Origin of the sequence: Brevibacillus sp. B_LB10_24, from assembly GCF_046036945.1 — a bacterium.
Taxonomy (GTDB): Bacteria; Bacillota; Bacilli; order Brevibacillales; family Brevibacillaceae; genus Brevibacillus_C.
This window is the reverse complement of sequence record NZ_JBJQOQ010000011.1, coordinates 1-24,055: the sequence shown is the minus strand read 5'-3', so window position 1 is coordinate 24,055 and position 24,055 is coordinate 1. Positions and strand designations below refer to the sequence as shown.

Below are 24,055 nucleotides of genomic sequence, written 5' to 3'. Positions count from 1 at the left end.
GATTCCGGCAAAAAAAATACGCCAGCTTCAACGGCACAATGGCGTTGAAGCGGCGCGACTCTCTTGCTTCCAATCGTCAATATCTCAGCGCGGCCAAATCCACTTCTGGCACAAGTCCTTCCCGTGCAGCCCGGTCGAGCAGGCCGGTTACCGCCGCGTACCCGTCTTCGCCCAAATCGGCGGTGAACTTGTTTACGTACAGATCGATATGGGCTTTGGCAACCTCGGGAGCCAGCTCCTGAGCGTGGCACATCACGTACTCCTGCGACGCTTCCGGGTGGGCCCAGGCGTATTCGACCGACGCGCGTGTCCAGCCCGCGATCGCGTCCAAATCAAGTGTCCGGCGGGCGATGATGGCGCCGAGCGGAATCGGCAGACCTGTGTCGGTCTCCCACCAGTTGCCGAGGTCTGCCAACAGCGTCAGTCCGTACGAAGGGTAGGTGAAACGGGCCTCGTGGATCACCAGACCAGCATCGATCAGACCGTCGCGGACAGCCGGCATGATTTGGTGGAACGGCATCACGACGATCTCGCCCACACCACCCGGAACGTTTTGGGCTGCCCACAGTCGGAACAGCAGGTAGGCCGTCGACCGTTCACTGGGTACCGCTACCCGGCGGCCGGACAGCACAGCCGGGTCAGCCGTGGCGCCTTTGGTCAACACCAGAGGACCGCAGCCTCTGCCAAGCGCTCCCCCGCAAGGCAGCAGCGCGTACTCGGATAACACCCAGGGCAGGGCTGCATACGAGATCTTGAGCACCTCCGGCCCGTCGGGACGAGTTGCCAAGCCATTGGTGATATCGATGTCAGCGTACGTCACGTCCAGCTTCGGCGCACCCGGCACGAGACCGTGCACCCAGGCATGGAAGACGAAGGTGTCATTGGGACATGGTGAAAAAGCAATCTTCATGATAATACCTCCCGTAATACTGAACTTGCTGATTCCAGCGCACGCAAAGCTTCTTCGATCCGCCAGGCTGCCCGATTGCGCGGCCCGACCTGGTTAGATATGGATCGAATTTCCAGAATCGGCAGTCCCCTTTGATGAGCCGCAGTCGCGACGCCGTACCCTTCCATCGCCTCGGCGGCCGCACCCGCCACCCGTTGGGCCAGCTCGTCAGCCGTCTCGGCCGTACCTGTCACCGTCGATACGGTGAGGACGGGGCCGGTCTTTGCGGCCAGTCCGGCGGCCTGCATCGCCTTGGCCACCTGGCCGGCGAGATCGCTGTCGACCGGAACGCGGGCGGTTCCGAATCCCAGCTTGTCCAGGCTGCAAAAACCCTCCGGTGTCTCGGCTCCCAGGTCGGCGGCGACAATCTCGCTCGCCACTACGATCGAGCCCAATTCCGCCATCCCGGCAAAACCGCCTGCGATTCCGGCGCAGATGACCAGATCGTACCGATTAGCAGCCAATGCTGTGGCTGTGCTGGCAGCAGCTGCCGCTGGTCCAACGCCGCCAACGATAACGTCAAAGCGGCCGCAGCCGTTAAGTCCGCGCAAGACGGCGTCCCGTTCGGCCTGGACGGAGGTCATTACCAGCACGCGCATCCCCGCTTCCTGTTGACGGGAGTCTGAGGATTCTGGAGAACTTTCTACATTCACTTTTCCAATCTCCTTTTGTGTAGGTTGCAACGAGATCTTCACTAGTTCGGGCAGAAGGATGTCCCTATCCTTGTCCAAACGATCACTTTCAACGTTAGCGCTATCTCTGACTTATGTAAAGAGGTTTCTTCATTCTAAGTGTAAGGAAGATTTCTTATCCGGGAGGAGCAGTTTCGATGAAATCAAAAGGCTGTTTTCGGAAACTTTGTTGCTATGTAATAACAGATAAAAAATAGGAAAAAGTAACCATTCATAGTATAATTATCATAATATTTGTTCAACTAACGGTTTAGTTCAAGATGAAGGAAAAATATCCGAATTTGTCGAATACCTCAAATAAGAATTGCTGCGGCGGTCATTTTTCTTATTGAACAAGACTTACTATTAAAAATTAATTAGTGGGGAACAATATGATAAGTGATATTTTCATAACAGTAATTTTTATGATTCCATTATATGGATTCTTGATTTGGACTTATAATTGCCCAGAAGATAGTATTTTACTTGGAAAAAGGTGGATGTATAAAGAAGAACCTGAAATCTCTCCAAATCTTATCCGTTATACTAAATTTGCGTCAATATTCGCTATGGTTGGGTCTCCTATCGTTCTTATAAGTATTTTCTTAAAGCCTTATGTTTTCGGTTTAGCTTTAATGGCATTTATCCTTGTCTTAGTTATTGGTGCATTTTTGATACTTACAGCCGATAGTAAATATTAAATTAAATACTTGTTTCTTATTATTAACGGGGTGCTTTAGTTCAATAAGAGCTACTGCATCTATTTCCTCCGCTCGTACACGTCCACGACCAGCTTTTCCTATTACTACTTGACCGTTACGGTCTTGGGCTACAACAACAGCGATTTTAAGACCACTAATTCCTCTTTTTGGGTCTTTTCCACCACGCTCTTTAGGTTCTCTGCCTTCAACTTTACGACATTTAAAAGGCTCTTTGAAGAAGGTTTCATTGCTTTCTACAATACCTTTCAATCCTTCAAAACCTAACGAACGTAACGCAAATCGAATCTTGTGTCTCCAATAGAAGCAAGTAGAGATGTGAATATTAAGCTCTTCGGCAATTTTAGGCAAGGTGTATTCGTCTATCATCATACGGAAATATTTAGTTCACTTTCCAAGATACGTGAGCCTGAATCCTCTTCGGTAGAGAAAAAATCTACTTTTAGGCGATTAAAAAGCGTAATTTGGTCTTGTTTAGGTATATCAGTAAAATCAGCGTAAACATCTTGCCACATCGCTCAACACTCTTTTCCGGAATTTTATCATTTTTGGGAGTATGGGCAAAATAGCAACAATCTACACGAAAAGAGCCAATCAAAAAAACAGGGGCTTAAATAGGGCGATATAAGAAAGCCCTATTCAAGCCGCCGTGTCTGCCACAAAGGTACGACAAGCAAATGGCAATCCACTTATTCGAAATTCCCGTGCGATTAAAGTGAGCCTGAAGCCTGGCTAATCCATGACACCAACTGCCCGGAATCAAACGTATCCCCTTTGCGCAGCTTCAGTGTTTTCCTTTCCGGTGGACCATCGAACATGCCTTCCGGAAGCTCCAGCTCGGCAGTATGAAAGATTGTAAAGCTAACCGCGTCTTTCGATGTGGAGATGACAGCGGCGTATTTTCCGTTTTTCAAAAAATGGGGTTTTTTATACTGAACACGTTCATGCGCGTCCGGAATGGCTTTGTGGACAAGCTCGCGCAAATGAGTGGACAGTTCCTTCTGCCAAGGTTCCTTTATCGCTTCAATAAAATCAGTTACTTCCTGGTTCATTCAAGCATCGCTCCTTTATCTATTGGGTTTGGTGATCTGCCACGTCACTCCGAACTTATCTACGATTTCACCATAAGCCCCCCAAGGCTGAAGGGCAAAAGGATACTTGATTTCACCACCCTCGCTGAGTTTGGCAAATGCCGTTTTTGCTTCCGTCTCATCGTCAAAGGTCAAGGCAAGACAGATGCTGCGGCTGCCGGATACCGGTTCAAAGGAATCGCTCATCATCAGCGTATTCGTTCCAGCTACCGTCAAAGCCATATGCATGACTTTATCTTTCACCGCTTCCGGGGTTCCCGGCATCTCACCGAACGTAGTGAGAGAGAATTTGCCCGCCGAGTGCTTCTACGTAAAAATTGGCCTGGCTTCTGGCATCCTCCGACATCACAAAAGGGTTTAATTGTGCTCCCATATTTTTCAACAACCTTTCCATTAAATTTTGTCATTTCATAATTACGACGAATGAACATTGGTGAATTCGACAAGGGTAATGAAATTATTTATATTTTTTTAGCATGTTGATCTGGTCCTCTAAATCGCCTTCCATAGCCAGTGCTCTGGGGTCGCGCATCGCATCAAGATTCTCTTGAAGCTTCCGCATCTCGATTTCATATTCACCATGGCTGATTGGGACCGGCATCCGAAGCGCCCACTCCACAGCCTCCTCCTCTGTTGTCACATCGATCAGCGTATAGCCGGCAATCAGCTGTTGATCCACCGGAAATGGGCCGACATTCACTTCAGGTTTTCCCCCTTGTAATGGATACGTAATCCTGATCCCGCTGGAGCTAGGCTGAAGATCTTCTGCCGCAAGGAGTACACCGGCTCTCGCCAAAGACTGCCTGAACGCAATCATGGCATCGTTGTATTCCCGCCCGTGCTTTACCCCCGCCTCCGAGTACCCTGTCGACTTGACCATTAACATATATCGCATGATGGTTCCCCTCCTAGTGGGAAGATGGCTTGAGGCAGCTACTGGATGCCGTATCCCTTCCCCTATTATGACGACGAACGGGAAACCATCTAATCGACAAGGCAGCAGAAAAAATTAATTCGAAGCTTCAGACTCACATTCTGCGGCTCGATTCAGTAAAAGCTTCTGCTCACGCAGATTTCGGGTCATCGACGCCGCCCGTTCAAATTCCGCCCGGGCCTCCTCGAACCGCCCCAGCTTCACCAGAAGATCGCCGCGAACGCTTGGCAGCAGATGGTACTCCTTCAGGGAAGGTTCGGTACCAAGCTCGTCCACAATCTGCAGTCCGAAAGCAGGACCAAAGGCCATGGAGATGGCGACTGCCCGATTTAGTTCGACGATCGGCGATGGCGATGCTCTGGAGAGTGCTTCGTACAGGGCTGCAATGCGGATCCAATCCGTTTCGGCAGCAGTAGGCGCCTGAGCATGGCAAGCAGTGATCGCAGCCTGCAGCGAGTAAGGACCGAGCGGCCGTCCCAGCTTCTGGCAGCGCTCAAGTGCCGCCAAGCCGCGGCGGATCAACAGGCGGTCCCACCGCGCCCGGTTTTGGTCCATCAAAAGTACGGGTTCGCCCGTGGCACTGACCCGTGTTTTTAACCGCGAGGATTGTATCTCCATTAGAGCAACCAGTCCGTGAACTTCCGGTTCGTGAGGTATGATCTCGGCAAGTATGCGCCCCAGTCTGAGCGCCTCCTGGCAGAGCAGCGGACGTATCCAATTATCCCCGGAGGTTGCCGAATACCCTTCATTGAACATCAGGTAAATGACTTCGAGTACGGCAGACAAGCGTTCCTGGAGTTCTTCTCCTGCCGGCATCTCGTAAGGAACCTTTTCCGCGCTTAGCGTTCTCTTTGCCCGGACAATCCGCTGGGCTATCGTTGATTCGGCGACAAGGAAAGAACGTGCGATTTCATCAGTGGTAAGCCCGCATAACAGGCGCAGCGTCAAGGCAACTCTGGCATCCTGTGACAATACCGGATGGCAAGTCATAAAGATCAGACGAAGGAGATCATCTTCGATCTCCCCGTCTAAAGCACGATCCACGTCTTCTTCTGTAAACAAATCCGTATGGCGGGCAATCTCTGCGTATTTCTCGTCACGGAGTTTGGTCCTTCGTATCAGATCGATCGCTCGCCGTTTGGCTGTTGTCATCAGCCAGGCACCCGGCTTGTCTGGAATGCCGGTCTCCGGCCATCGTTCAAGGGCAATCAGCAGGGCATCCTGGGCAAGGTCTTCCGCGAGACCCACGTCCCGTACCATTCTCGTCAACCCCGCTATCAGCTTTGCTGATTCCATTCGCCATATGGCGTCAATGGTCCGATGAGTATGGGACAACGTCACGCTTTCTTCTGCTCCTTAAGCTGTTTGCGAAGTGCTGCTTCGTTCGCCAGCCATTCAGGATTGTTCGTTAAGTCCTCCGCCTCAAACACTTGTCTAAGCTCAATTTCGCCCTGTCCAAATCCATGGGGATCCGGCATGCGCAACGCCCATTCAATCGCCTCTTCCCTTGATTTGACTTCGATCAGTGTATATCCTGCGATCAATTCCTTGGCCTCCGTGAACGGACCGTCGATCACCTTTGGTTTGCCTCCAGGCTCCGGATAGGAAATTCGGATACCACTTGAACTGGGCTGCAGTCCGTCAGCAGCGAGCAAAACACCGGCCTTTGCCAATTCCTCGTTATATTTCTGCATGGCATCAATAAGATCTTGGCTGGGTAGAGTCCCTGCCTCTGAATCTGTAGTGGCTTTCACAATCATCATAAATCTCATTTTTGGTACCTCCAGTTTAAAAGTGAAGCTTGTACACCGGTATCATAACTGTCCGAGTATATCCGCCTCTAAGTATACGACGAATGAAACTTGACTGAATCGACAGCCCGTTAAAAATTTTTTTGGTTCTCCCTATTATTTTAAGTACACTCATTTTTCGGCGTCAGGAAATAAAGTTCCTGCCGCCAAAAAATGGAATTACATTCGCAATGAGCCATGTAGCACAAAGCCTTTTCATGCCTTTATCGTCATGAACCGACAGGCAAACCTTCATAAAACCCTCATTTGTGCAAAAGCGATCAGATTCGGCTGCCGAAAACATAGACAAAGAGACCGTCTAAAAGGCAATGGCTGCCTTTTGGACAGTCTCCTAGTCAAAACCTCTCAGCCCAATTGTTTCACTATCTCTCCATGATCAAATCTGCTGCCTGGTGAATCACCTGTCTGACTGGAGCGGTGTCAAGCTCTGTTTCCGCCAAGCCGCTGACCGCTACGAACAGCGGGTTTGCTTCATAGAGGCCGGGCTTGAACAGCAGCCCCGTTTCTCTGGTGATTGTACTGAGTGGCACTTGATACGTCTCCAGGCGTTGATATTCACATGCTTCGTTCAAATGATCCGGACTCTGCCGGATGAGGAACGACATGTTTGTGATACGATTTTGCGTGTTGACAAAAAACACACTCTTCCAAAAGCCAAACGGAACCTGTATCCGGCAGCCGGGCCTGCCGTTGACTCCGCAGTACTCCTCATCTGTTTCCTTGTAAATCGGACCAGTGATCACGAGCATTTTTTTCTCATTTTTCAGACGATAGAGAATCCAGTCCTCCAGGCAGTTCCAGATCCCCGTGTTGAAGTTATGGTGCTGCAGGGCGATATTGGCGTAACAAAACGAGTCGTAGTTCGCTTTTTCCGCTTCCTGGCGCGTTCCCCAACAGACGTCTTTTCTTCGCGTCAAATGTCCGCGGTCGTAGTCGTTCTGGACGTAGTATTCAGGGCCAACTTGATATTCTGCACCGATCCGCTCATCGAAGTGCCACGATTTGTTATTCCTTGGAATCTCCAAAAACTTGCCTTCATCTACGCACGCGGCAGAAAAGACCGCGAACCTCCGCCTTGCATTCATCACAATCGAAAAGTGGGTAAAGTCATACACTCTTCCATCCTGCAGCGCATCTTCCGCCGTTTTTCCCTGCAAAAGGGGCAGCGGAACCTCCTCACCAAGAAACAAAGGATCGTAACCCGTCATCACGCTGTCCACTCCTTTCGTTTACATGGTCTTTAGGGACTGGACTCCCTTTTTATCCATTATACTTCCAAGTCAGGGTCGAACGGCAGATCTCTCCCGCTTGGATGGTATTGATAAACGGCTAAATTTACGCGCTGCCCGTCCGTAAATTCCACGCCTTCACCCTGGAGATAGAGCAGCTGCTTAGTATAAAACTCATCGTCCTTTAACCCGATCTCGCCTTTTACGTTGATGACTCTGTGCCAGGGCAGTCGATGCTTTCGGCTCATGGAGTGAAGAATTCTGACGACTTGTCTGGCTCCCCTCGGGCTGCCGGCCAATGCCGCGATTTGCCCGTATGTCATCACTTTTCCCGGGGGAATCCGTTTGATTATGTCAACCGCTCTTTCGGTAAAACGCTCCATGCTCATCTACCATCCTTGTGTTTCGTTGTACCGGCTTCAAAGAAAATACTCGTGCCTGAGTGGAAAAAGAACTTTACCCTCTGCATTATTATACCATTCGAATGAACTCATGTGGTCAATCGAAGAGATTTGCTCTACTCCTCAGCTGAGCTCGGGAGCAAAATCTCGTCTCTTCTCGTTTTCGTCAAGTAAATGACCAAACTCAAGATCGTTACGAGGAAGATTATGCTAGTTCCCACTGTTCCCAAACCAAGTCCACCCTCAGCGCGAGGCTGTGAAAGATAGTCACCAAGCGAGGCACCAAGAGGACGGGTCAAGATGTAGGCGATCCAGAAAGCAGGCACTGCATGCAGCTTGAAGCGATAGTAAGCGATGAGCACCACTCCGATCAGTGCAGCGAACATGATCGCCGATTTCCAGTAACCGAGGTTGAGACCCTCGGATGTGAGGTCGCCTGCTGCCGTACCCAAGGCGAAGGTAAACAGGATTGCCAGCCAATAAAATGCTTCCCGCTTCGCCGTGAAGATGGAATGAATGGACAGTGTCTTCTCGCTCGCGTACCAAACAGTAAAGGTCGCAAGCAGCACGAAGGTGAAGATAATAGTGGTAGTCTCAAGAGCGACCCCGAAGTTGTCCACGAGGTTGTCGGTGACCAGTGTGCCGACAACACTGATAAGTACGACTGTGAGCCAGTAGAATCCTGGCACATACTTCTTCGATCTAAACTGGAAGAACAGCGCGATGAGCAAGAGGACAGCCATGACAAAGGTCGTGTTGGTCAAGCCCCAGTTCAGGTTAAAGTTCAGGAAGTCTGCAGCCGTCTCGCCTACCGTTGTTGACAGGACCTTGATGATCCAGAAGAAAATCGTAACCTCGGGAACCTTGTTCATCAGCTGTCGCCCTCGCTGTGGAGCGGCAGCGATTTTGTCAGAAATGGATGGAGTTTTCCGATTATCCTGATCCTGCTGATAATATTCCATCTATGAATTCCACCTTATGATCTCGTATTTTTGTAACTTTCACGAAAATCTTTATTTGAAAAATCCCCTCAAAGTCATAGTTCGGGCCTTGCCGTACACTGTCACCTTTGAGGGGAATTATCACAAAAGGATTTTCTTGTTATTTTTTGTCGTCGGCTACTTCCTTGTCATTGTCTTGCTGATTTTGGTCGTCAGCCACTTCCTTGTCATTGTCTTGCTGATTTTGGTCGCTAACAGCGTTTTTTACATTGCCATTTTGAAGTTGTCCATGTTGAACATCTTGGACTGTGTGTACGGCTGCCGGGCTATTTTTAGGTGAAGCCGCAAAAACTGAGTTATATGATACGGCTCCAATTCCTCCCACAACAACTAACGACAGTGCAGTTGCCAACCATTTTTTATTCATCAGTAATCCCTCCTATCATGTTTGTCACATCTTGTTTGTGACAAGTTCATCTTAAAAAAACGCGAATGAAATTGTCCTTAAGAATACATTTGATTTCGCTGAGACGCTGTATTTTTGTAGTACATGAAAATCTCATTAAAAGTTGATTAGATTTTCATGTAATTTCTCTTTTTCTATCAGATCTCCATAATTCTGATATAAGATATGTAATGATTTAACGATACTCATCTCATAAAAGGATGGAAAAACAATGAACAAAGTTCTAGTGATTGAGGATGAGAAAAATATAGCTCGCTTTATTGAACTGGAGTTAAAACACGAAGGCTGCTCCGTGACGGTCGTTGAAGATGGGAGAATGGGTCTTGAAAAAGCAATGGCTGAAGAATGGGATTTGCTACTGCTTGATTTAATGCTGCCAAATTTGAACGGATTAGAAGTGTGTCGCCGCGTGCGCAGTGTAAAACAGATCCCAATCATAATGATAACTGCTCGGGATAGCGTCCTGGATCGGGTATCCGGGTTGGACAGCGGTGCTGACGACTACATTGTTAAACCATTTGCCATTGAGGAATTACTCGCGCGAATGCGTGCCCTTTCCCGTCGGACAGGTCCTCGTAATGACTCGTCCCATTCTATGTTGACTTATAAGGATATCACTGTCGATATGGAAGCGAGAGAGGTAAAACGAAATGATCAAGTAATTGAATTAACCAAACGGGAGTTTGATCTATTTTTTATGTTTTTGCAAAACATCAATCGCGTTTTGTCTCGAGAAGCGATTCTGAATGAAGTCTGGGGTGTTCATACTCCTGTTGAACCTAACACAGTAGACGTTTACGTACGTTATTTGCGAAGCAAAGTAGATCGTCCGGAAGAAGAAAGCATCATTCAGACGGTACGCGGTATAGGATATGTGGTTCGATTATGAAAAACTTAGCAAAAAGATTTGCCAATTTACCTATCAAGTGGAGGCTAGTACTGTCATCATCATGTCTTCTGTTTGTACTGTTTAATCTATTTGGATGGATTCAATACGGTATTATCAGTAAATGGTCTTACAATCAAGAAGAACAACGCATCCAAAAAACGACTTCGGAAATTTACAGTTATATAACTGACCAGGGAAGATCTCTATCCTACGAACAGCTTCACTCCAGTAGTGAGTTTTTACGGAGTATGAACGAATCCGATCAACTAATTCGGATACTCGACAAAAATAGTAAACCTATCTTAACTTTAACGCAGGGCGTTCCTTTGGATTGGGTTTCTCCCGCATCTGTAAAAACACCGTTAATGCAAGAGGTTTGGCATGGGGAAGACCATCTATTGGTGATGCGAACACCCATATCATCTCCATCAGTTGCAGGTACCGTGGAGGTGATTCGCAATTTGGAAAGCTTCGATGAGCTAAATAGCGTCCTTTGGTGGTTCACTTTCAGTGCGGGTCTATTAGCCCTAATCGTAAGTAGTTTTGGCGGATATCTCTTGGCTGGTCAGATTGTCAGGCCGATGAAAGCGATCACTGCGACGATGAAAATGATACGCAATACCGGCGTGACACAGCATGTGGAAGTTTTTCAAAACGGAGATGAAATCTCCCAACTGGCGATGATCTTTAATGAAATGATGGATAAGCTGGAGAAATCGATTCAACAACAAAAGCAGTTTATTGAGGACGCATCCCATGAACTTCGTACGCCTATTGCGGTAATTGAAGGACAATTATCGTTGTTAAAAAGATGGGGCAAGGATGATCCCGCCGTTTTGGAAGAATCTTTGGATGCTGCCCTGCATGAGAGCAAACGATTGAAAGCGCTAGTTGTAGAGCTGCTAGAGCTTAGTCGCACTGAGACCGATCGCGATCTACCGCCTATCGAAACAATCGACGCTTCGCCCATTCTTAATGTGGTTGTTGAGAAATTCAGCATGCTGTACCCTGACTTTCAGATCGAAACGATTTTCCCAGGTGAAGGCGTGCACATCGCAGTTCGACCCAATCATTTTGAACAAGTCATGTCCATCTTCATTGACAACGCAATAAAGTATTCGACAGAAAAGAAATACATCTTGGTAGCGGTCGCCGAAACAGGTCAAGATGTTACTTTTGTCGTGCAGGATGTTGGTGTAGGGATCTCCGAGGAAGAGTTGCCGTATATATTCGATCGATTTTACCGTGTTGATAAAGCCCGAAGCGGTAAAGCGGGATATGGTTTGGGGTTATCTATAGCGTCACGTCTGGTAAAAGCCAATCATGGTCATATCCGGGTAACAAGTGAACTTGGGCAGGGAACAACCATTTTTCTTACATTTCCACGAACAGGTACCATCAATCATAACGCAAAAACGGAGTCTGCTTGGAACGGCGTCATGCCGTTCCCCCGATAAACCGCTTTTTCATTTACTCTCTGTTTGGCGACTTGTATCTATACATGGAATGGTCGGCCCATACCTTGCGAATGGCTAACGGAACAGGCAGTCCGCGGGCTACCCACCGCAAAGCTGACAAAATGTTGGCCTCATCGTCAAATTGTTCAACAATCCGCATCGTCGTTGGGTTCAGATATTGTTTCAATTCCTCCCAGCCCATCTCAGAGTATCGATCATTTCCGTATGTTCGCAAATCTGCAAAGTCTTGGAACTTTGGGTTTTTTATCTGCATCAAACGGCGAATGGCTGCAGCGCATTCGGGATGAATGTTAGGGTTCGCGGGCAATCTCTCAGCCTCTTTCTCTGGTTGTTTGTAAAAATCATACACCGTTTTTCCCAAAATGACAAAGATGCCCTTCTGACAGAAGGACATCTGATTGTCTGCGTCGTTTCACTCAAATCGCCTGCAGCGATTGTGGTTGATCGGCAAAAAACTCGTTGTACAAAGCAATGACGGCCCGGTCCGCATCTACCTCTTTTACTCCGAACATCATGCTGACTTCAGACGAGCCTTGATTGATCATTTCCAGGTTTACTTTTGCCTTCGCCAACGCAGCCGTCGCTTTGGCGGAAGTGCCGACAGAATGTCTCATGCCCTCCCCGACGATCATGACGAGGGCGAGGTCTTCCTCGATAAAAATGTCATCAACTTGCAATTCCCGGCGGATTCGATCCACCACTCGGGATCGAATGATATCGGTGAAGTCCCTTTTGCGCAGGATGACGGAAATATTGTCGATTCCCGAAGGAGTATGCTCGTACGACAATCCCTCTTCTTCGAGAATTTGCAGCAGGCGCCGTCCAAACCCGATCTCCCGATGCAGCAGGTACTTGCTGACGTAGATGCTGCAAAAACCTGTATCACTGGCGATGCCGGACACCCGATTTTCGCTGGCCTCTCTCTCCGATACGATCATCGTGCCGGGAGCGCTCGGATTGTTCGTATTTTTTACACACACCGGAATCCCCGCACGGTATGCCGGGAGCAGCGCTTCCTCGTGAAACACGGAAAAGCCCGCATAGGAAAGCTCCCTCATCTCGCGGTATGTAATCACGCGAATTTCTTTGGGATGCTTCACCAAATTCGGATTGACGGCATAGACGGAGTCGACATCGGTGAAATTTTCGTACAAGTCTGCCTTGACGGCAGCCGCCAGGATCGAGCCGGTGATGTCTGAGCCGCCCCGGGAAAACGTGACCAGGATCCCTTCTTTCGTGTATCCAAAAAAGCCGGGGAAAATCACGATTCCTTTGCGATCCTGCAAAGCGCTGAGCCGTTCGTATGATTCCGGAAGGACCTGGGCGTTTCCTGCTTCATCCGTGACGAACAGCCCTGCGTCGAAAGGATTGACATACTCGACATCTTCGCCCAAGCTCCTCAGGTAATAAGCCACCAGTTTGGCGCAAGTGTCCTCCCCTGCCGCTTTTACCGCATCGATAAACCGGGCAGCGTCCGCTGTATTTTTGGCCGTCAGGACTTCCTGCAGGTCGGCTGTGAGCGTTTCCGCGACCTCCCGGGAGAGCTGAAGCTCCTCGGCAATTTCCGTATAACGTTGGAAGATCTTTTGTTTGAACTCTTCTGCTTCACCATCCGCGAGGTATTTTTCTCCGTAGGCGATCAAGAGGTCCGTCACTTTGATGTCTTCTTTGAATCGTTTTCCCGGTGCCGAAACCACGACCAGGCGCCGCTTGACATCTGCTCTGATGATGTCACACACTTTCTTGATCTGGGCTGCGCTCGCGAGTGAGGTTCCCCCGAATTTTGCTACTTTCATCTCCGTCTCCTCCACTATCTATCCAAGCTGTAAAAAGCTCTTTATCGGCAGTTGTATGCGGTCGGTCATCTACACGCATGATTCTAGGGTAAATGACTTTTCGCAAAAAGACAAGTGTTCTTTTGGGGTGGACACGGATATTACGATTTCTCGATAATCGCCTGAACCCTGCCGATCTGCCCATCCTGAAGGCGGACCTTGATTCCGTGCGGGTGATGAGCCGAATTCGTCAGGATGTCTTTGACAATCCCGCGTGTGGTCTTTCCGGTTTTTTGATCCTTTTTCAAAACGATCTCCACTTCGAGACCTGGGTGGATGTCTTTGCGGTTTTGTCCGTTTTTGATCGTCATTTCGTCTGGCTTGCTCCTTTTCATGTGAATATCTGCCCATCTCCTAGGTTATCAATTATCGCAGAGAAGGAAAAGGGATGGGATGACCGCGGCGGCCCGGCGATAAAACCGGCCAAAATCAGGATCGCTTGACTTCCTCTAGACTAAATAGTAAATTGTCTATTATGAGACAAACGTTGTAAGGATGTGTTTGCTTAATGAGTGTTTCCGAAGCGTTTTGGAATGCTACCTTGGAAGAATTGAAGCGCGGCTATAGATTGGAAGGCGATCATTACGTCTGCCTGCTTTGCGGCAATGAGGTTGAGACCGGGATCGTCTACCCCGCCGACGGCCTTCTCTATGAAGCGGAAAGGTACATGCGGCGCCACATCGATAACGTACACCATTCCGTCTTCGATTATCTAACCCAGTTGGATAAGAAATTAACAGGTTTAACGGAGCATCAGACTCTTCTCCTGCGGCTGTTTTACCAAGGAAAAAGCGATGCCGAAATCCAACAAGAGCTGGGGATCGGAAGTGCTTCCACCATTCGCAACCACCGCTTCGTCTTGAAGGAGAAAGAACGCCAATCCAGGGTGTTTTTGGCCGTTATGGAACTCTTAAAGGAAAGGGATAAACATGCCCCGGCCACCCTTGGCACTGCCAAAAAAGAGAGTATCGCGGCGACCCCCTCCCCTGACGAACAGGATGAAAGAACAAAGATCTTGCGTAAATACTTTCCGGAAGGAACAAGCGGCCCCCTCTACAGTCTTCCCCGGAAGGAAAAACACAAGCTGGTTGTCCTGCAAGAGGCCACCAAGCGCTTTGAAAGCGGCCGGACGTATGATGAAAAGGAAGTCAACCACATTTTGCAGGATGTATATCATGATTACGTCTTGCTGAGGCGAAATCTCATCGATCACTCGTTGCTGGAAAGAGAACCGGACGGCAGCCAATATTGGCTGAAGACTAATGAAGCAGGAAAGGCGGGAGAGCAGATGGACAGAAAGAAAGAACTGAAGCTGCAGTACAAAGAAATGAAAACAGAGGCCGGCGTCTACCAGATCAAGAATACGAAAAATCAAAAGGTCCTGGTCGACAGCACGATGAACTTGAAGACCATAAACGGAAAGAAGTTTCAGCTGCAAAACGGTTCGCACATTAACAAAGCGCTCCAAAAGGAGTGGAATGAATACGGCGAGGAAGCCTTCGTTTTCGAGGTGTTGGAAGTCTTGAAGGTAAAAGAAGACGCCTTCTGGAATGCTGCAGATGAACTGGCAAAGCTGGAGGAAAAATGGCTGGATAAGCTGAAGCCCTATGGGGACAAAGGCTACAACTCCCAGCCGAACAAGTAATCTCTATAATCACGGTATAAATGCCAGGTTGGAGGCCGACTGGATGCGGTAAGTAATCGTTCTACGAACAAAAAAGCCACCCCCTGTGAGGAGTGATAGTATCAATTCTCACAGGGGGTGGCCATATGCATATTGTTAGTGATTACGACAACAGACGAACGATTTCCTCCTTAGAAAGGTCAGCCAAACCGAGATTGCTCAGGTGTAAGCCTTTCTCCCGTAAATTTTCCTTCATCACGATAGAAGCCAGATCGATCAACAGGTTCATACCTGGCATCTTCAATCCCAACCGTTCTCCCAATTCTACCATGGGAATAAGACCGTAGGGAATGTCTTCATAGATATAGCGGTAACGCAGCGTGGTAGGTGCACGACCCGCTCTGTACGCCTGATTGGATTGAATGCCCTCGTACAAACTGTCGGCCTCTACCTGATAGAAACGGCGAAGCAGCTCCAGAGAAGTGGAAAGTTCCACCCCAAGCGCGCGACCGAGTGCCATCCGTTCCCGATCGATCTCTTCGACCACGTTTACCACAGATGGACTTGCTCCGTCCGGATAGAAGAAAAAGTCTCCTTCTGACTCAATTCTCCCTGTGTTCAAGAGTGTTATGGGAACGTGAAAAACCGGATTGACATTGTTTAGCGTAGTTCTGACGATACTGTTTGTGGGGACAAGTTGCGGGTAGACTGCTTTCAACCGCTCCACCACTTCAGCGGCATCACCTGACGGGAAAGTGGCAAATTCCAGGCTATCTTTTACTTTACGGATATGTACCCTCCCTGGCTCGGTATAGCGGCAAGTATAAATAAGTGATTCTGTCTCTGCAAGAATGACTCGCTTGTTAATCCCGGTTTCTTCCAGAACATTAGCAAATTCCAAAGCGCCCCAGTAACCGGGAAAGATCATAATGATCTGGTTTTCCTCCAAATATTGTGCGATGGACCTCGCGACATGTTGATGGGCGGCAGCGGTTGTCGTAATCATAATAGCATCCGCTCCCCGGACCGCCTCTCCCAGGTTTGTAGTGGCGGTAATAGAGGCAAAGCCGTTTACAACACCCTCGGCTGTAATCCCTCCCAACTGGTTTATTTTCTTAACGAGATCAGTTTGTATGTCATACAGTGATATCTCCTGACCGCTCAGAGTAAGATGAGCGGCCATCGATTGACCTCCATTACCGGCACCTATGATGGCAAATTTCACGAAAACGTCCTCCTATCGTTAGAATTTAGTGGAAGAAAGGGAATCATCAACCTTTTCAGAAAATATTACGTACCTAAGAAGGAAAGCAAAGCCAATCAGGCCAATCCCGATCAAGTCAGAAAGAATGCCCGGTTTGATCAGGGCAATAGCGGCGATCCCGAGGATGATTCTGCTCAACGCGTTTGCTTTTCTCCCCCAGAACCATCCTTGTAGTGCGGAACCAAGAGCGATTGAACCGATGACAGCCGTCATGGTGGAAGTTAAAATGGTCCAAATCGATCCCTGCCAAAGTAGAGAGGGTCCGTAGACAAACATAAAGGGAACGATAAACGCAACCAACCCTAATTTGACTGCAGTGATCCCAACCAGCATCGGTTTCGCTTTGGCAATTCCCGCGCCTGCATAGGCGGCCAAGGCTACTGGTGGGGTAATCGCCGACAAGCAAGCGTAGTAAAACACAAACATGTGCGCACTCAATGTAGAGACACCCATTTGTACCAGTGCCGGTGCTACCACGGCAGCGGTAATCAGATAAGCCGCGGTGGTGGGAAGCCCCATTCCAAGCACGCTGGTGGCGAGCATCGTCAAAATGAGCGCGATCGGCAGAATGTCGCCAGATAAAGAGATAACCAAACCGGCAAATTTCAGCCCCGTACCTGTCAGGTTGAGAACCCCGATGATGATTCCGGCAGTAGCACAAGCAGCAATCATCCCTAAAGCGGACTCCGCTCCTTTCGCCAGACAGTCAAGAATCCGGGATAGGCCCATACGTGTTGCTTTCTTCCAGGCAGTCACAATCAGCGTCGAGGCAATTGCCCAAATGGCTGCTTTGATCGGGCTTGCTTTCATAATTGTCATCACAAAAATAAGCACAAGCAGCGGAATAACCAAATATCCGTCCTTCACCAACACTTGCTTAACAACAGGCAATTCCGACTTAGGGAGGCCTCTTAGCCCTAATTTAACCGCTTCCAAATCTACCATGATATAAACGGTCAAAAAGTAAAGAAGAGCAGGAATGATCGAGGCTATGACGATCTCCAGGTAGGAAACACCGACTAACTGTGCCATGATAAATGCAGCCGATCCCAAAATGGGCGGCATGATTTGTCCGCCGGTGGATGACACCGCTTCAACTGCAGCGGCAAAACGGGGAGAATACCCAATGTTCTTCATCAACGGGATCGTAAAAACCCCTGTCGATACCACATTAGCTACCGAGTTTCCGGAAACGGAACCAAACAAGGCACTTGAAATGATGGCCGTTTTTGCCGGACCTCCTCTCGTTCCACCCGCTACACCCAAGGCAAAATCGATGAAAAATTTGCTCGCCCCGGTAGCGTTCAAAAACGAGCTAAACAAGATGAAGAGAAACACAAAGCTGGCAGAAGCGCCGATCGGGACACTGTAGATAGCGTCCAAACTGGTCAAATAGCTGAGAATCCGATCCCAGTTATAGCCGCGGTGCCCCAGGATGCCAGGCAGGTTGCTCCCATAGCGGGCATACAGAATAAAAATGATAGCGAGGACGGGAAGAATCATACCGGTTGTGCGCCTAGTGATCTCAAGCACGAGAATGACAATAATCGCGCTTGCAGCCAGATCCCAAGCAGTTGGCGCAACCCCAATCCGATAGATCAGTTCGTCCATCTCCAGAATAAAATATCCTGTAGCGGCCGCCATCAAGAGAGCAAGGCAGATATCCCAAAGGGGGATTGTGTTACGCAACCCTTTGTTGCTCATCGGGTATAAAAAAAACACCAGAACCCCCGCCAGACCGAGATGAAGCGTATATAAAATCCATGGGGTAACCGGGTAAAATCCGAGTACCCAGATGTGAAAAGCAGACATGAATATCGCGATCGCCGTAATCAGTTTACGTGAGAACCCTCCCAACTCGCGTTTCACGTTGCCTTCCTCCAACTTTGCTTCATCGATCACTGTGTCGCCTTGCGAATCCATTTCTTGCCGCTTCGACATGGCAACCATCTCCTTTTTCCGAATGTAACCCGGCATGATGTTTTTGCTCTATAAACCGCTACACACATACGGGAATTGGACCTTCCCGTTGAGAGCAAGGCTTAAGAAGACGTTGAGAGCAAGGCTTAAGAAGAAGGGAAGAGTTTTCCGAATTATTTCGCCTCTTCGGGAATCAGGTTGTCCGGAATTTGCATCCCTTTCTCTCTGTAGTATTTGATTGCCCCCGGATGAAGTGGTATAGTACTATTAATCACATTCTCCATAATTGTTTCTTTTGCTGAAGGATCGACGGCCAACAAGGCTTCGTGTTTCTCAAAAGTTGCCTTTACAAGGTTGTAGACTAAATCTTCTGATAAGTTTTTGGAAGCGATGGCGATGTTCCAGAACGCAACGACGGGCGTATCTTCTGTTTGGTGTTTGTACGTTCCTTTTGGTATGACTCCTTGCGACCAATAAGGGTATTGGCCAATTACCTTGTCCATCTCTTCCTGACTCAACCCAATGTGTTGGATAGTGTGGGTCGTTTCAAGATCGAGCATAAACGGTCCGGGGACCCCAGTGACGGCAAATCCTGCGTCCACCGTACCGTCGCGAAGGTTGTCAATTGCCGTATTGGTTGGCAAACTGCTGATTTTGCTCGGCTTAACGCCTAATACTTCCAATAGTGCCCTCCCGGCTAGATCACTGGTACTGCCGGGGGCACCTGTAGTAACATGCTTCCCGTTAAAATCACCAATCGTTTTAATCCCTTTGTCCTTAAGGGAGTATATATGCATCACGCTTGCGTACATAGGGAAGATTGCACGAATCTGATCGTACTTCTCTTTAGCCCAGCCCGTACCGCTATACGCTTCCCCGGCGAGCCAGCTTGTGGCAAATCCTAAATCCATTTCTCCCTTTTGAATCAATTGTATATTGGACGCAGGACCACCGGTGACCTCGACGGAAATGTCGGTCCCAGGCACAGTTTCCCCCATGATTTTGGCCCAGCCGCCTCCCCAGACATAATAGGTGCCCCCTTGACTGGACGTCCCCAACAGCAGCCTGGTTTCTACCGGCTTTGCTTGCCCTTGGTTGGATGGAGTTTGCCCCTCTTGGGTTGTCCCACACCCTGCGAACAGAATCGACAGGGTGGAGATTAACGCCAGCAGCGTGACGATGCCTTGCTTCCCCTTCAAATAAAACCCTCCTCTTGTTTCTAAAGATATGTATGAACAGGTCATCCTGAATGGATAAACATTCTTACTCTGTCCCCCCTTATTTTGCTTATTGTCAGGATAACCGGCTTACCTTGCAGAGACATGCCTAGTCTTGTCATTTTTAAGGCGGGTTGGCTTCTGTCAACTTCCAACAGCTTTGCTTCCACCCGATCCAGCAAAATCGGCTCAATGTAGTTTTTCGCTTTAGAAATGTTGAGACCGTAAACTTGCGGTAGCAAGTCATACAACTTTCCTTCCAGCTTGTAGTTGAGTAGTCCGGGAGCTAACACAGCCGGAACGTATGACGTCTCGATTGCGGCTGGTTCATTTCCAAAGTAACGTAGACGGACTATTTCATAAACAGGTTCGTCCGTGTTTACCTCGAGAATTTTGGCAGTGGACGCAGGACACGGTATTTCGCTCAAACGAATGGGGTCGTGCTTGGTCCCTAATTCGGTCGGAAAGTAGAAGTTGATAAGATCTCCTTCCACCTTGGGTTTTGAAACAAACGTTCCTTTCCCCTGCTTTCGGTACAAGACCCCTTCCCTGACCAGATCAAGGATCGCTTGGCGAACGGTTGAACGACTCACTTGGTACTCCTCGGCAAGGTGCAGTTCATTCGGTAATTGATCCCCCTGCTTCCATTCACCGTTATCAATTTTTTTCTTGATCAACTCTTTCAGTTGGTAATATAGGGGAAAACCGTTCTCTTCATTGATTTCATTCATTTAACTTCCTCCAATTTGTAAGGACAGCAACTGATTCACTTCTCTTTCAAGCAACTTTCTTGCAGCGTCTATTGCCGCCTTTTGTTGTTCAAGACAATCGGAATGACTGTCAATGTTCTCTTTCAAACAGTCGAGTTGGGTTTGAACCTCGGTAGGGGCAGGCCCTCCTGGCACACTTTTGGACTGTACATTCAATATCGGATTCAGCGCGATTTTAATGCTTTCCTCGGATAAGGGCAACTCTCGTCCAAGTACCCGCATTGCGGCGTTCTTTACCATCAAGCTGTTGATCTCGTTTGCTTCTCTTCCCTGTTCAAGCGCTTCTGCCACCAGATGTGCAACAACGTGATGAGCCTCCCGGAACGATACATCAGTTTCACGGACGAGCGTATTGGCTAGCTCAGTTACAGTAGAATAATTAGCCGTCACCCTCTCAAGCATACGGGTTCCCTTTATCTTCAAAGTTTCTACGGTCGCTCTGAGAAGCTGGAGTGAAGCTTCTACCTCGTGAAATGCATTCCACGCATACGCGATGCTTTCTGCGCTCACATCCCTGCAATGGCCATACGGAGTGTTCTTGATGCTGGCCGAAGCGGAAACCAATATCCCTAGTACGTGAGCAGCCTTCGCTTTAATGTGCTCTAGTGTAATCGGATTTTTTTTCTGCGGCATGATGCTGCTGCATGCGGCAACTGAGTCACCCACCTCCACAATGGCAAATTCCTCCGTTGACCAAATGTACAGATCGTGACAAAAACGGCTCAAGGTCAACATCAAAATGTTCAGGGCCGACAACGTTTCCAAAATATAATCCCGCGATGCGACGCCATCGAGAGAATTTTGCAAAATGTCGTCAAAGCCGAGCAATTCCGCCGTCTGCTTGCGATTGATCGGAAACGTGGTGGAAGCCATCGCACCCGCGCCAAGCGGCAAAAGGTTGATGTGCCTTAAAGCCTGTTCTACTCTCATATAGTCTCGGTTCAACGCATGAAGCACAGCTGACAGATAATGGGCAAACGTAATCGGCTCGGCAGGCTGTAAATGGGTGTATCCAGACATTACAACATTTACATGTGATTCGGCCACTCTCAGCAAGGAGTACCTGAGTGTATTGATAGATTCCATGATGGATAATATGTACTTGCGGGTGTTCATTCTTGTCACTGTAGCGTACAGATCGTTCCTGCTTCTACCTGTATGCAACTGCCCCCCTACATTTACTCCCACCTGCTTAATAATAAAAGCTTCCATATTAAAATACAATTCTTCAAGGTTTGGGTCGAGCTCAAGCTGCTCCGGTCCCTGCTCCTCCATCATTTTGATCGCCTCGAATATTTTTTGGGCAGTCTCCGCTTGTACAATGCCTTGCCTGACCAGCATACTAAGGTGGGCCTGATTGATTTGAATTATTGTCTCAAACGAGCGTTTCACCTCTGCCTGAAGCGCAGGCTCGAAAAGGTATCGAATAACTTCTTCTGCAGGATTTGCTTTCAATCTTTCTCTCACAATGTTCACTCCAATTCAGAAATCTAATGATAAAGTATGTTAGTATGTTGGTATGTAAGTATGTTGGTATGTTATAATGTACGGACAATTTCTTGCGTGATATTATTATACTCCACAGAGCGAGACTTGGCAATAATTTTTTGAAAATAATACCTAAAACAAATATTTCTTCTTCCCTCCCTTGATAAACTTGAATATCCCCTATTCTCAGAAAAGGTTGGGTAACATCCATACCCTCACCTCGTTAAATGTAGCCTTCGATTCGAAAAAATTGCACAATACGAAACAACTAATTTGTTCGTTTCGTCTATTTAATCGGGAGTAGTCCCCTAACACAATGGTAATTTCCTTTATAGGAAAAACCAGTATAGTAAAGGAGCCTTATTATGAACGAACGTAACAAGGCACGTATCAGTTTTTTTCTCTATATCTTACTTTTACTCGTCTTTGATACAAGGTATTGGTTTATGATTTTAAACATGTTTCTTGCCTTTGCAGCTTTGGAGCTTTCTTTTTTGTTGCCCCTGTTCACCGGAAAAAGCAAGAAAGAGCTCCCGCTCAACGCGTTTTTCTACACCGTTTTTATTCTGTTATCTCCCAATATCTTTTATGTCGTTACAGATTTGATTCACCTAAATATGTTTCCATTTAAATTTAGACAAGGGTTAGTGTTACATGAATGGTGGAATTTTTCCGTTTTGACATGTGGCGTATTGTTAGCGGTCTATTATTTTGTACTGATGCACAAACAGTTGCAGCTTCTGTTATCTCGCCTGAAGTGGAAAAAATTGATTTTCCTCCTGTTTGTATTGTTGTCGAGTATTGGAATCTATATCGGGAGATTTCTCCGCTTTCATACGATCCACGTATTTACGGAACCACTCTCTGTCATTCGTCAATTCATGGATTCTGTAAATGGTGATTCCCTCCTGTTTATCGTGTATTTGAGTGTTTTGCAGCTGCTTGTTTGTTGGCTATTTTTGGATGCAAGAGGTGCCAAGCATGATTGAAGATCAGCTTACAATTGTTGTCGCGGTTTTTATCGCACTGGGATTGGTCATCGTAGTCTCGCAGCTGTATGTGGCAAGACTCTTGTATCAATACGAAAACTCGATTATGTGGTTCTTGATTGGGCTTTTCTTGGTATTTGGACTCAATGTTTATGTTTATCAAATTTTTGTTTTGGAAAAGCGAGCCTGCAATTCGTTTCAAAAACTGCATGAACAAGAGCGAAAAACCTGGAGGAAAGTATATTTGCTTGTGCTTACGCAGTATTTGTTGCTGTTCGTTTGCTTCGGGTTGTACACGTCACCTTAACACATCGTGAAAATCGAAAATATCAAATCCTCTTTCGAGATCAAACAGTAGAGTTCCGCTTCGTCTGAAGGAGAAAGAACGCCAATACAGGGTGTTTTTGGCCGTAATGGAACTTTTAAAGGAAAGGGATAAACATGCCCCGGTCATACTTGGCACTACCAAAAAAGAGAGTATCGCGGCTGCCCCCTCCCCTAACGAACAGGATGCTGGAAATACTGCAGGTACTGAGCAGTGAAACCGTGTGAGAAACGAATGGCCGTCCAAAACGACATGTTCACGTTTTGGGCGGCTGTTTTGTTTCGCTCTTTTTTGTCTTAAGATTAATGAACGAGCACACGCATGGAAGCCTGGATATGTTCCGCATACTTTTTAGCCTCTTGTTCGAGATATTCATCCGAGCCTTTATCCGCATTATAGGTGATGAAGGCGGGAAGATAGGTGCCGTTGCATCTCATGAGGGTTCTTTGTATCGGTCTTAATAATTCGCTGATCGTGAACCAATTGTCACCTCCTGAACGGTATCCTCCCTCAGTACCTCCTGTTGTTGTCGCGACCAAGAACTCTTTGCCTTTCAAATGATCTCCCCCGGGTCCAAAAGCCCAGCCAAACGTCAATACATCATCAAACCACTTTTTTAAAAGAGGTGGGCAGCTATACCAATAAAAGGGAAACTGAAACACAATCCGGTCATATTGTAACAGCAGTTGTTGTTCCTTCTCTACATCGATACTCCAATTGGGGTACTCCTGATAGAGGTCGCGAAAATGGATGTCGGTGTGATTTTTTAGTTCTCGTGCCAATGCTCGATTGGCCCGGGAATGATTTAAATTGGGATGTGCAGCAATAACCATCAGTTTCATGACGATCATCCTCTCTTATTTTTCGTAGGATCGCGATCTACCCCCCCATTATTGTGTGGAATTTCATTTTTGCAAAGTACGCTTTTTTTTCGGACTAGGTCCTGTGAAACGTACCGTAGACGTCACCTGAATTCGGTAGACAGTACGGTAAACCGTACTCAGATTGCAGACAAACTCCCTTGCTGATTTTTACAACAAGGGA

General features: G+C 47.8%; 25 protein-coding genes and 1 pseudogene. 5 read left to right on the top strand and 21 right to left on the bottom strand.

Annotation, left to right across the window (positions count from 1 at the left end; genetic code table 11):
- Positions 1–76: 76 nt before the first annotated feature.
- The 12 genes and pseudogenes from ACI7RC_RS12200 to ACI7RC_RS12145 form a co-directional block, all read right to left on the bottom strand.
- Positions 77–910, bottom strand: coding sequence for a 1,4-dihydroxy-6-naphtoate synthase (locus ACI7RC_RS12200; RefSeq protein WP_408108520.1), 834 nt, complete (start codon positions 908–910; stop codon positions 77–79).
- Positions 907–1,548, bottom strand: coding sequence for a futalosine hydrolase (locus ACI7RC_RS12195; protein WP_408108632.1), 642 nt, complete (start codon positions 1,546–1,548; stop codon positions 907–909). The genes ACI7RC_RS12200 and ACI7RC_RS12195 overlap by 4 nt, the downstream gene beginning before the upstream one ends.
- Before the next feature lie 824 nt (positions 1,549–2,372).
- Positions 2,373–2,854, bottom strand: a pseudogene (locus tag ACI7RC_RS12190) (IS1595 family transposase); the annotation flags it as partial.
- A 195-nt stretch (positions 2,855–3,049) separates the two neighbouring features.
- Entirely contained in the window at positions 3,050–3,391 is a 342-nt protein-coding gene (locus tag ACI7RC_RS12185) for a DUF1801 domain-containing protein (RefSeq protein WP_408108519.1), read from the bottom strand.
- A gap of 15 nt (positions 3,392–3,406) precedes the next feature.
- Entirely contained in the window at positions 3,407–3,673 is a 267-nt protein-coding gene (locus ACI7RC_RS12180; RefSeq protein WP_408108518.1) for a VOC family protein, read from the bottom strand.
- A 214-nt stretch (positions 3,674–3,887) separates the two neighbouring features.
- Positions 3,888–4,325, bottom strand: coding sequence for a YciI family protein (locus ACI7RC_RS12175; protein ID WP_408108517.1), 438 nt, complete (start codon positions 4,323–4,325; stop codon positions 3,888–3,890).
- A 114-nt stretch (positions 4,326–4,439) separates the two neighbouring features.
- Positions 4,440–5,705, bottom strand: a complete 1,266-nt coding sequence (locus ACI7RC_RS12170) for an RNA polymerase sigma factor (RefSeq protein ID WP_408108516.1) — start codon at positions 5,703–5,705, stop codon at positions 4,440–4,442.
- Positions 5,702–6,136: a YciI family protein gene (locus tag ACI7RC_RS12165; protein ID WP_408108515.1), complete on the bottom strand. Its 435-nt coding sequence runs from the start codon at positions 6,134–6,136 to the stop codon at positions 5,702–5,704. The genes ACI7RC_RS12170 and ACI7RC_RS12165 overlap by 4 nt, the downstream gene beginning before the upstream one ends.
- Positions 6,137–6,537: 401 nt before the next feature.
- Entirely contained in the window at positions 6,538–7,383 is an 846-nt protein-coding gene (locus ACI7RC_RS12160) for a DNA/RNA non-specific endonuclease (RefSeq protein WP_408108631.1), read from the bottom strand.
- 59 nt (positions 7,384–7,442) lie between these two features.
- A complete protein-coding gene (locus tag ACI7RC_RS12155) occupies positions 7,443–7,787 on the bottom strand; it encodes an MGMT family protein (protein WP_408108514.1) in 345 nt (114 codons plus the stop codon).
- A gap of 134 nt (positions 7,788–7,921) precedes the next feature.
- Positions 7,922–8,767 (bottom strand): COG4705 family protein, encoded by an 846-nt coding sequence (locus ACI7RC_RS12150; RefSeq protein WP_408108513.1) that lies wholly within the window; start codon positions 8,765–8,767, stop codon positions 7,922–7,924.
- A 139-nt stretch (positions 8,768–8,906) separates the two neighbouring features.
- Entirely contained in the window at positions 8,907–9,173 is a 267-nt protein-coding gene (locus tag ACI7RC_RS12145) for a hypothetical protein (protein WP_408108512.1), read from the bottom strand.
- Positions 9,174–9,423: 250 nt separating this feature from the next.
- Here ACI7RC_RS12145 and ACI7RC_RS12140 point away from each other — a divergent pair, with 250 nt between their 5' ends.
- Positions 9,424–10,101 (top strand): response regulator transcription factor, encoded by a 678-nt coding sequence (locus ACI7RC_RS12140; protein WP_408108511.1) that lies wholly within the window; start codon positions 9,424–9,426, stop codon positions 10,099–10,101.
- The gene (locus tag ACI7RC_RS12135) at positions 10,098–11,558 is read left to right on the top strand and encodes a HAMP domain-containing sensor histidine kinase (RefSeq protein WP_408108510.1); all 1,461 of its coding nucleotides are present in this window, start codon (positions 10,098–10,100) and stop codon (positions 11,556–11,558) included. Before ACI7RC_RS12140 ends, ACI7RC_RS12135 begins: the two co-directional genes overlap by 4 nt.
- Before the next feature lie 13 nt (positions 11,559–11,571).
- Here the strand turns inward: ACI7RC_RS12135 and ACI7RC_RS12130 are convergent, their stop codons facing one another.
- From ACI7RC_RS12130 to ACI7RC_RS12120, 3 genes are all read right to left on the bottom strand, one after another.
- Complete coding sequence (locus tag ACI7RC_RS12130) at positions 11,572–11,745, bottom strand: hypothetical protein (protein ID WP_408108509.1); 174 nt, start codon at positions 11,743–11,745, stop codon at positions 11,572–11,574.
- Positions 11,746–11,995: 250 nt separating this feature from the next.
- Entirely contained in the window at positions 11,996–13,375 is a 1,380-nt protein-coding gene (locus ACI7RC_RS12125) for an aspartate kinase (protein ID WP_408108508.1), read from the bottom strand.
- Between the two features lie 140 nt (positions 13,376–13,515).
- Complete coding sequence (locus tag ACI7RC_RS12120) at positions 13,516–13,749, bottom strand: YwbE family protein (RefSeq protein ID WP_408108507.1); 234 nt, start codon at positions 13,747–13,749, stop codon at positions 13,516–13,518.
- 173 nt (positions 13,750–13,922) lie between these two features.
- Between ACI7RC_RS12120 and ACI7RC_RS12115 the strand changes: the two genes are divergently transcribed.
- Complete coding sequence (locus tag ACI7RC_RS12115; protein ID WP_408108506.1) at positions 13,923–15,059, top strand: DUF2087 domain-containing protein; 1,137 nt, start codon at positions 13,923–13,925, stop codon at positions 15,057–15,059.
- 142 nt (positions 15,060–15,201) lie between these two features.
- On the opposite strand, the gene ACI7RC_RS12110 is transcribed toward ACI7RC_RS12115, so the two are convergent.
- The 5 genes from ACI7RC_RS12110 to argH all read right to left on the bottom strand — a co-directional run bounded on the left by ACI7RC_RS12110 (position 15,202) and on the right by argH (position 21,676).
- Entirely contained in the window at positions 15,202–16,263 is a 1,062-nt protein-coding gene (locus tag ACI7RC_RS12110) for an NAD/NADP octopine/nopaline dehydrogenase family protein (protein ID WP_408108505.1), read from the bottom strand.
- A gap of 18 nt (positions 16,264–16,281) precedes the next feature.
- Positions 16,282–18,243 (bottom strand): TRAP transporter permease, encoded by a 1,962-nt coding sequence (locus tag ACI7RC_RS12105; protein ID WP_408108504.1) that lies wholly within the window; start codon positions 18,241–18,243, stop codon positions 16,282–16,284.
- A gap of 152 nt (positions 18,244–18,395) precedes the next feature.
- Positions 18,396–19,421 carry a TAXI family TRAP transporter solute-binding subunit gene (locus ACI7RC_RS12100; RefSeq protein ID WP_408108503.1) on the bottom strand — a complete coding sequence of 342 codons (1,026 nt, stop codon included), beginning with the start codon at positions 19,419–19,421 and terminating at the stop codon, positions 18,396–18,398.
- A 41-nt stretch (positions 19,422–19,462) separates the two neighbouring features.
- A complete protein-coding gene (locus ACI7RC_RS12095; protein WP_408108502.1) occupies positions 19,463–20,170 on the bottom strand; it encodes a GntR family transcriptional regulator in 708 nt (235 codons plus the stop codon).
- On the bottom strand, positions 20,171–21,676 hold the full coding sequence (gene argH, locus ACI7RC_RS12090; protein WP_408108501.1) for an argininosuccinate lyase: 1,506 nt from the start codon (positions 21,674–21,676) through the stop codon (positions 20,171–20,173).
- A 386-nt stretch (positions 21,677–22,062) separates the two neighbouring features.
- Between argH and ACI7RC_RS12085 the strand changes: the two genes are divergently transcribed.
- Together ACI7RC_RS12085 and ACI7RC_RS12080 are read left to right on the top strand one after the other, a co-directional pair.
- The gene (locus ACI7RC_RS12085; protein ID WP_408108500.1) at positions 22,063–22,686 is read left to right on the top strand and encodes a DUF1361 domain-containing protein; all 624 of its coding nucleotides are present in this window, start codon (positions 22,063–22,065) and stop codon (positions 22,684–22,686) included.
- A complete protein-coding gene (locus ACI7RC_RS12080; protein WP_408108499.1) occupies positions 22,679–22,993 on the top strand; it encodes a hypothetical protein in 315 nt (104 codons plus the stop codon). The genes ACI7RC_RS12085 and ACI7RC_RS12080 overlap by 8 nt, the downstream gene beginning before the upstream one ends.
- A 320-nt stretch (positions 22,994–23,313) precedes the next feature.
- Here the strand turns inward: ACI7RC_RS12080 and ACI7RC_RS12075 are convergent, their stop codons facing one another.
- Positions 23,314–23,853, bottom strand: coding sequence for an NAD(P)H-dependent oxidoreductase (locus tag ACI7RC_RS12075; RefSeq protein WP_408108498.1), 540 nt, complete (start codon positions 23,851–23,853; stop codon positions 23,314–23,316).
- Positions 23,854–24,055: the final 202 nt, after the last annotated feature.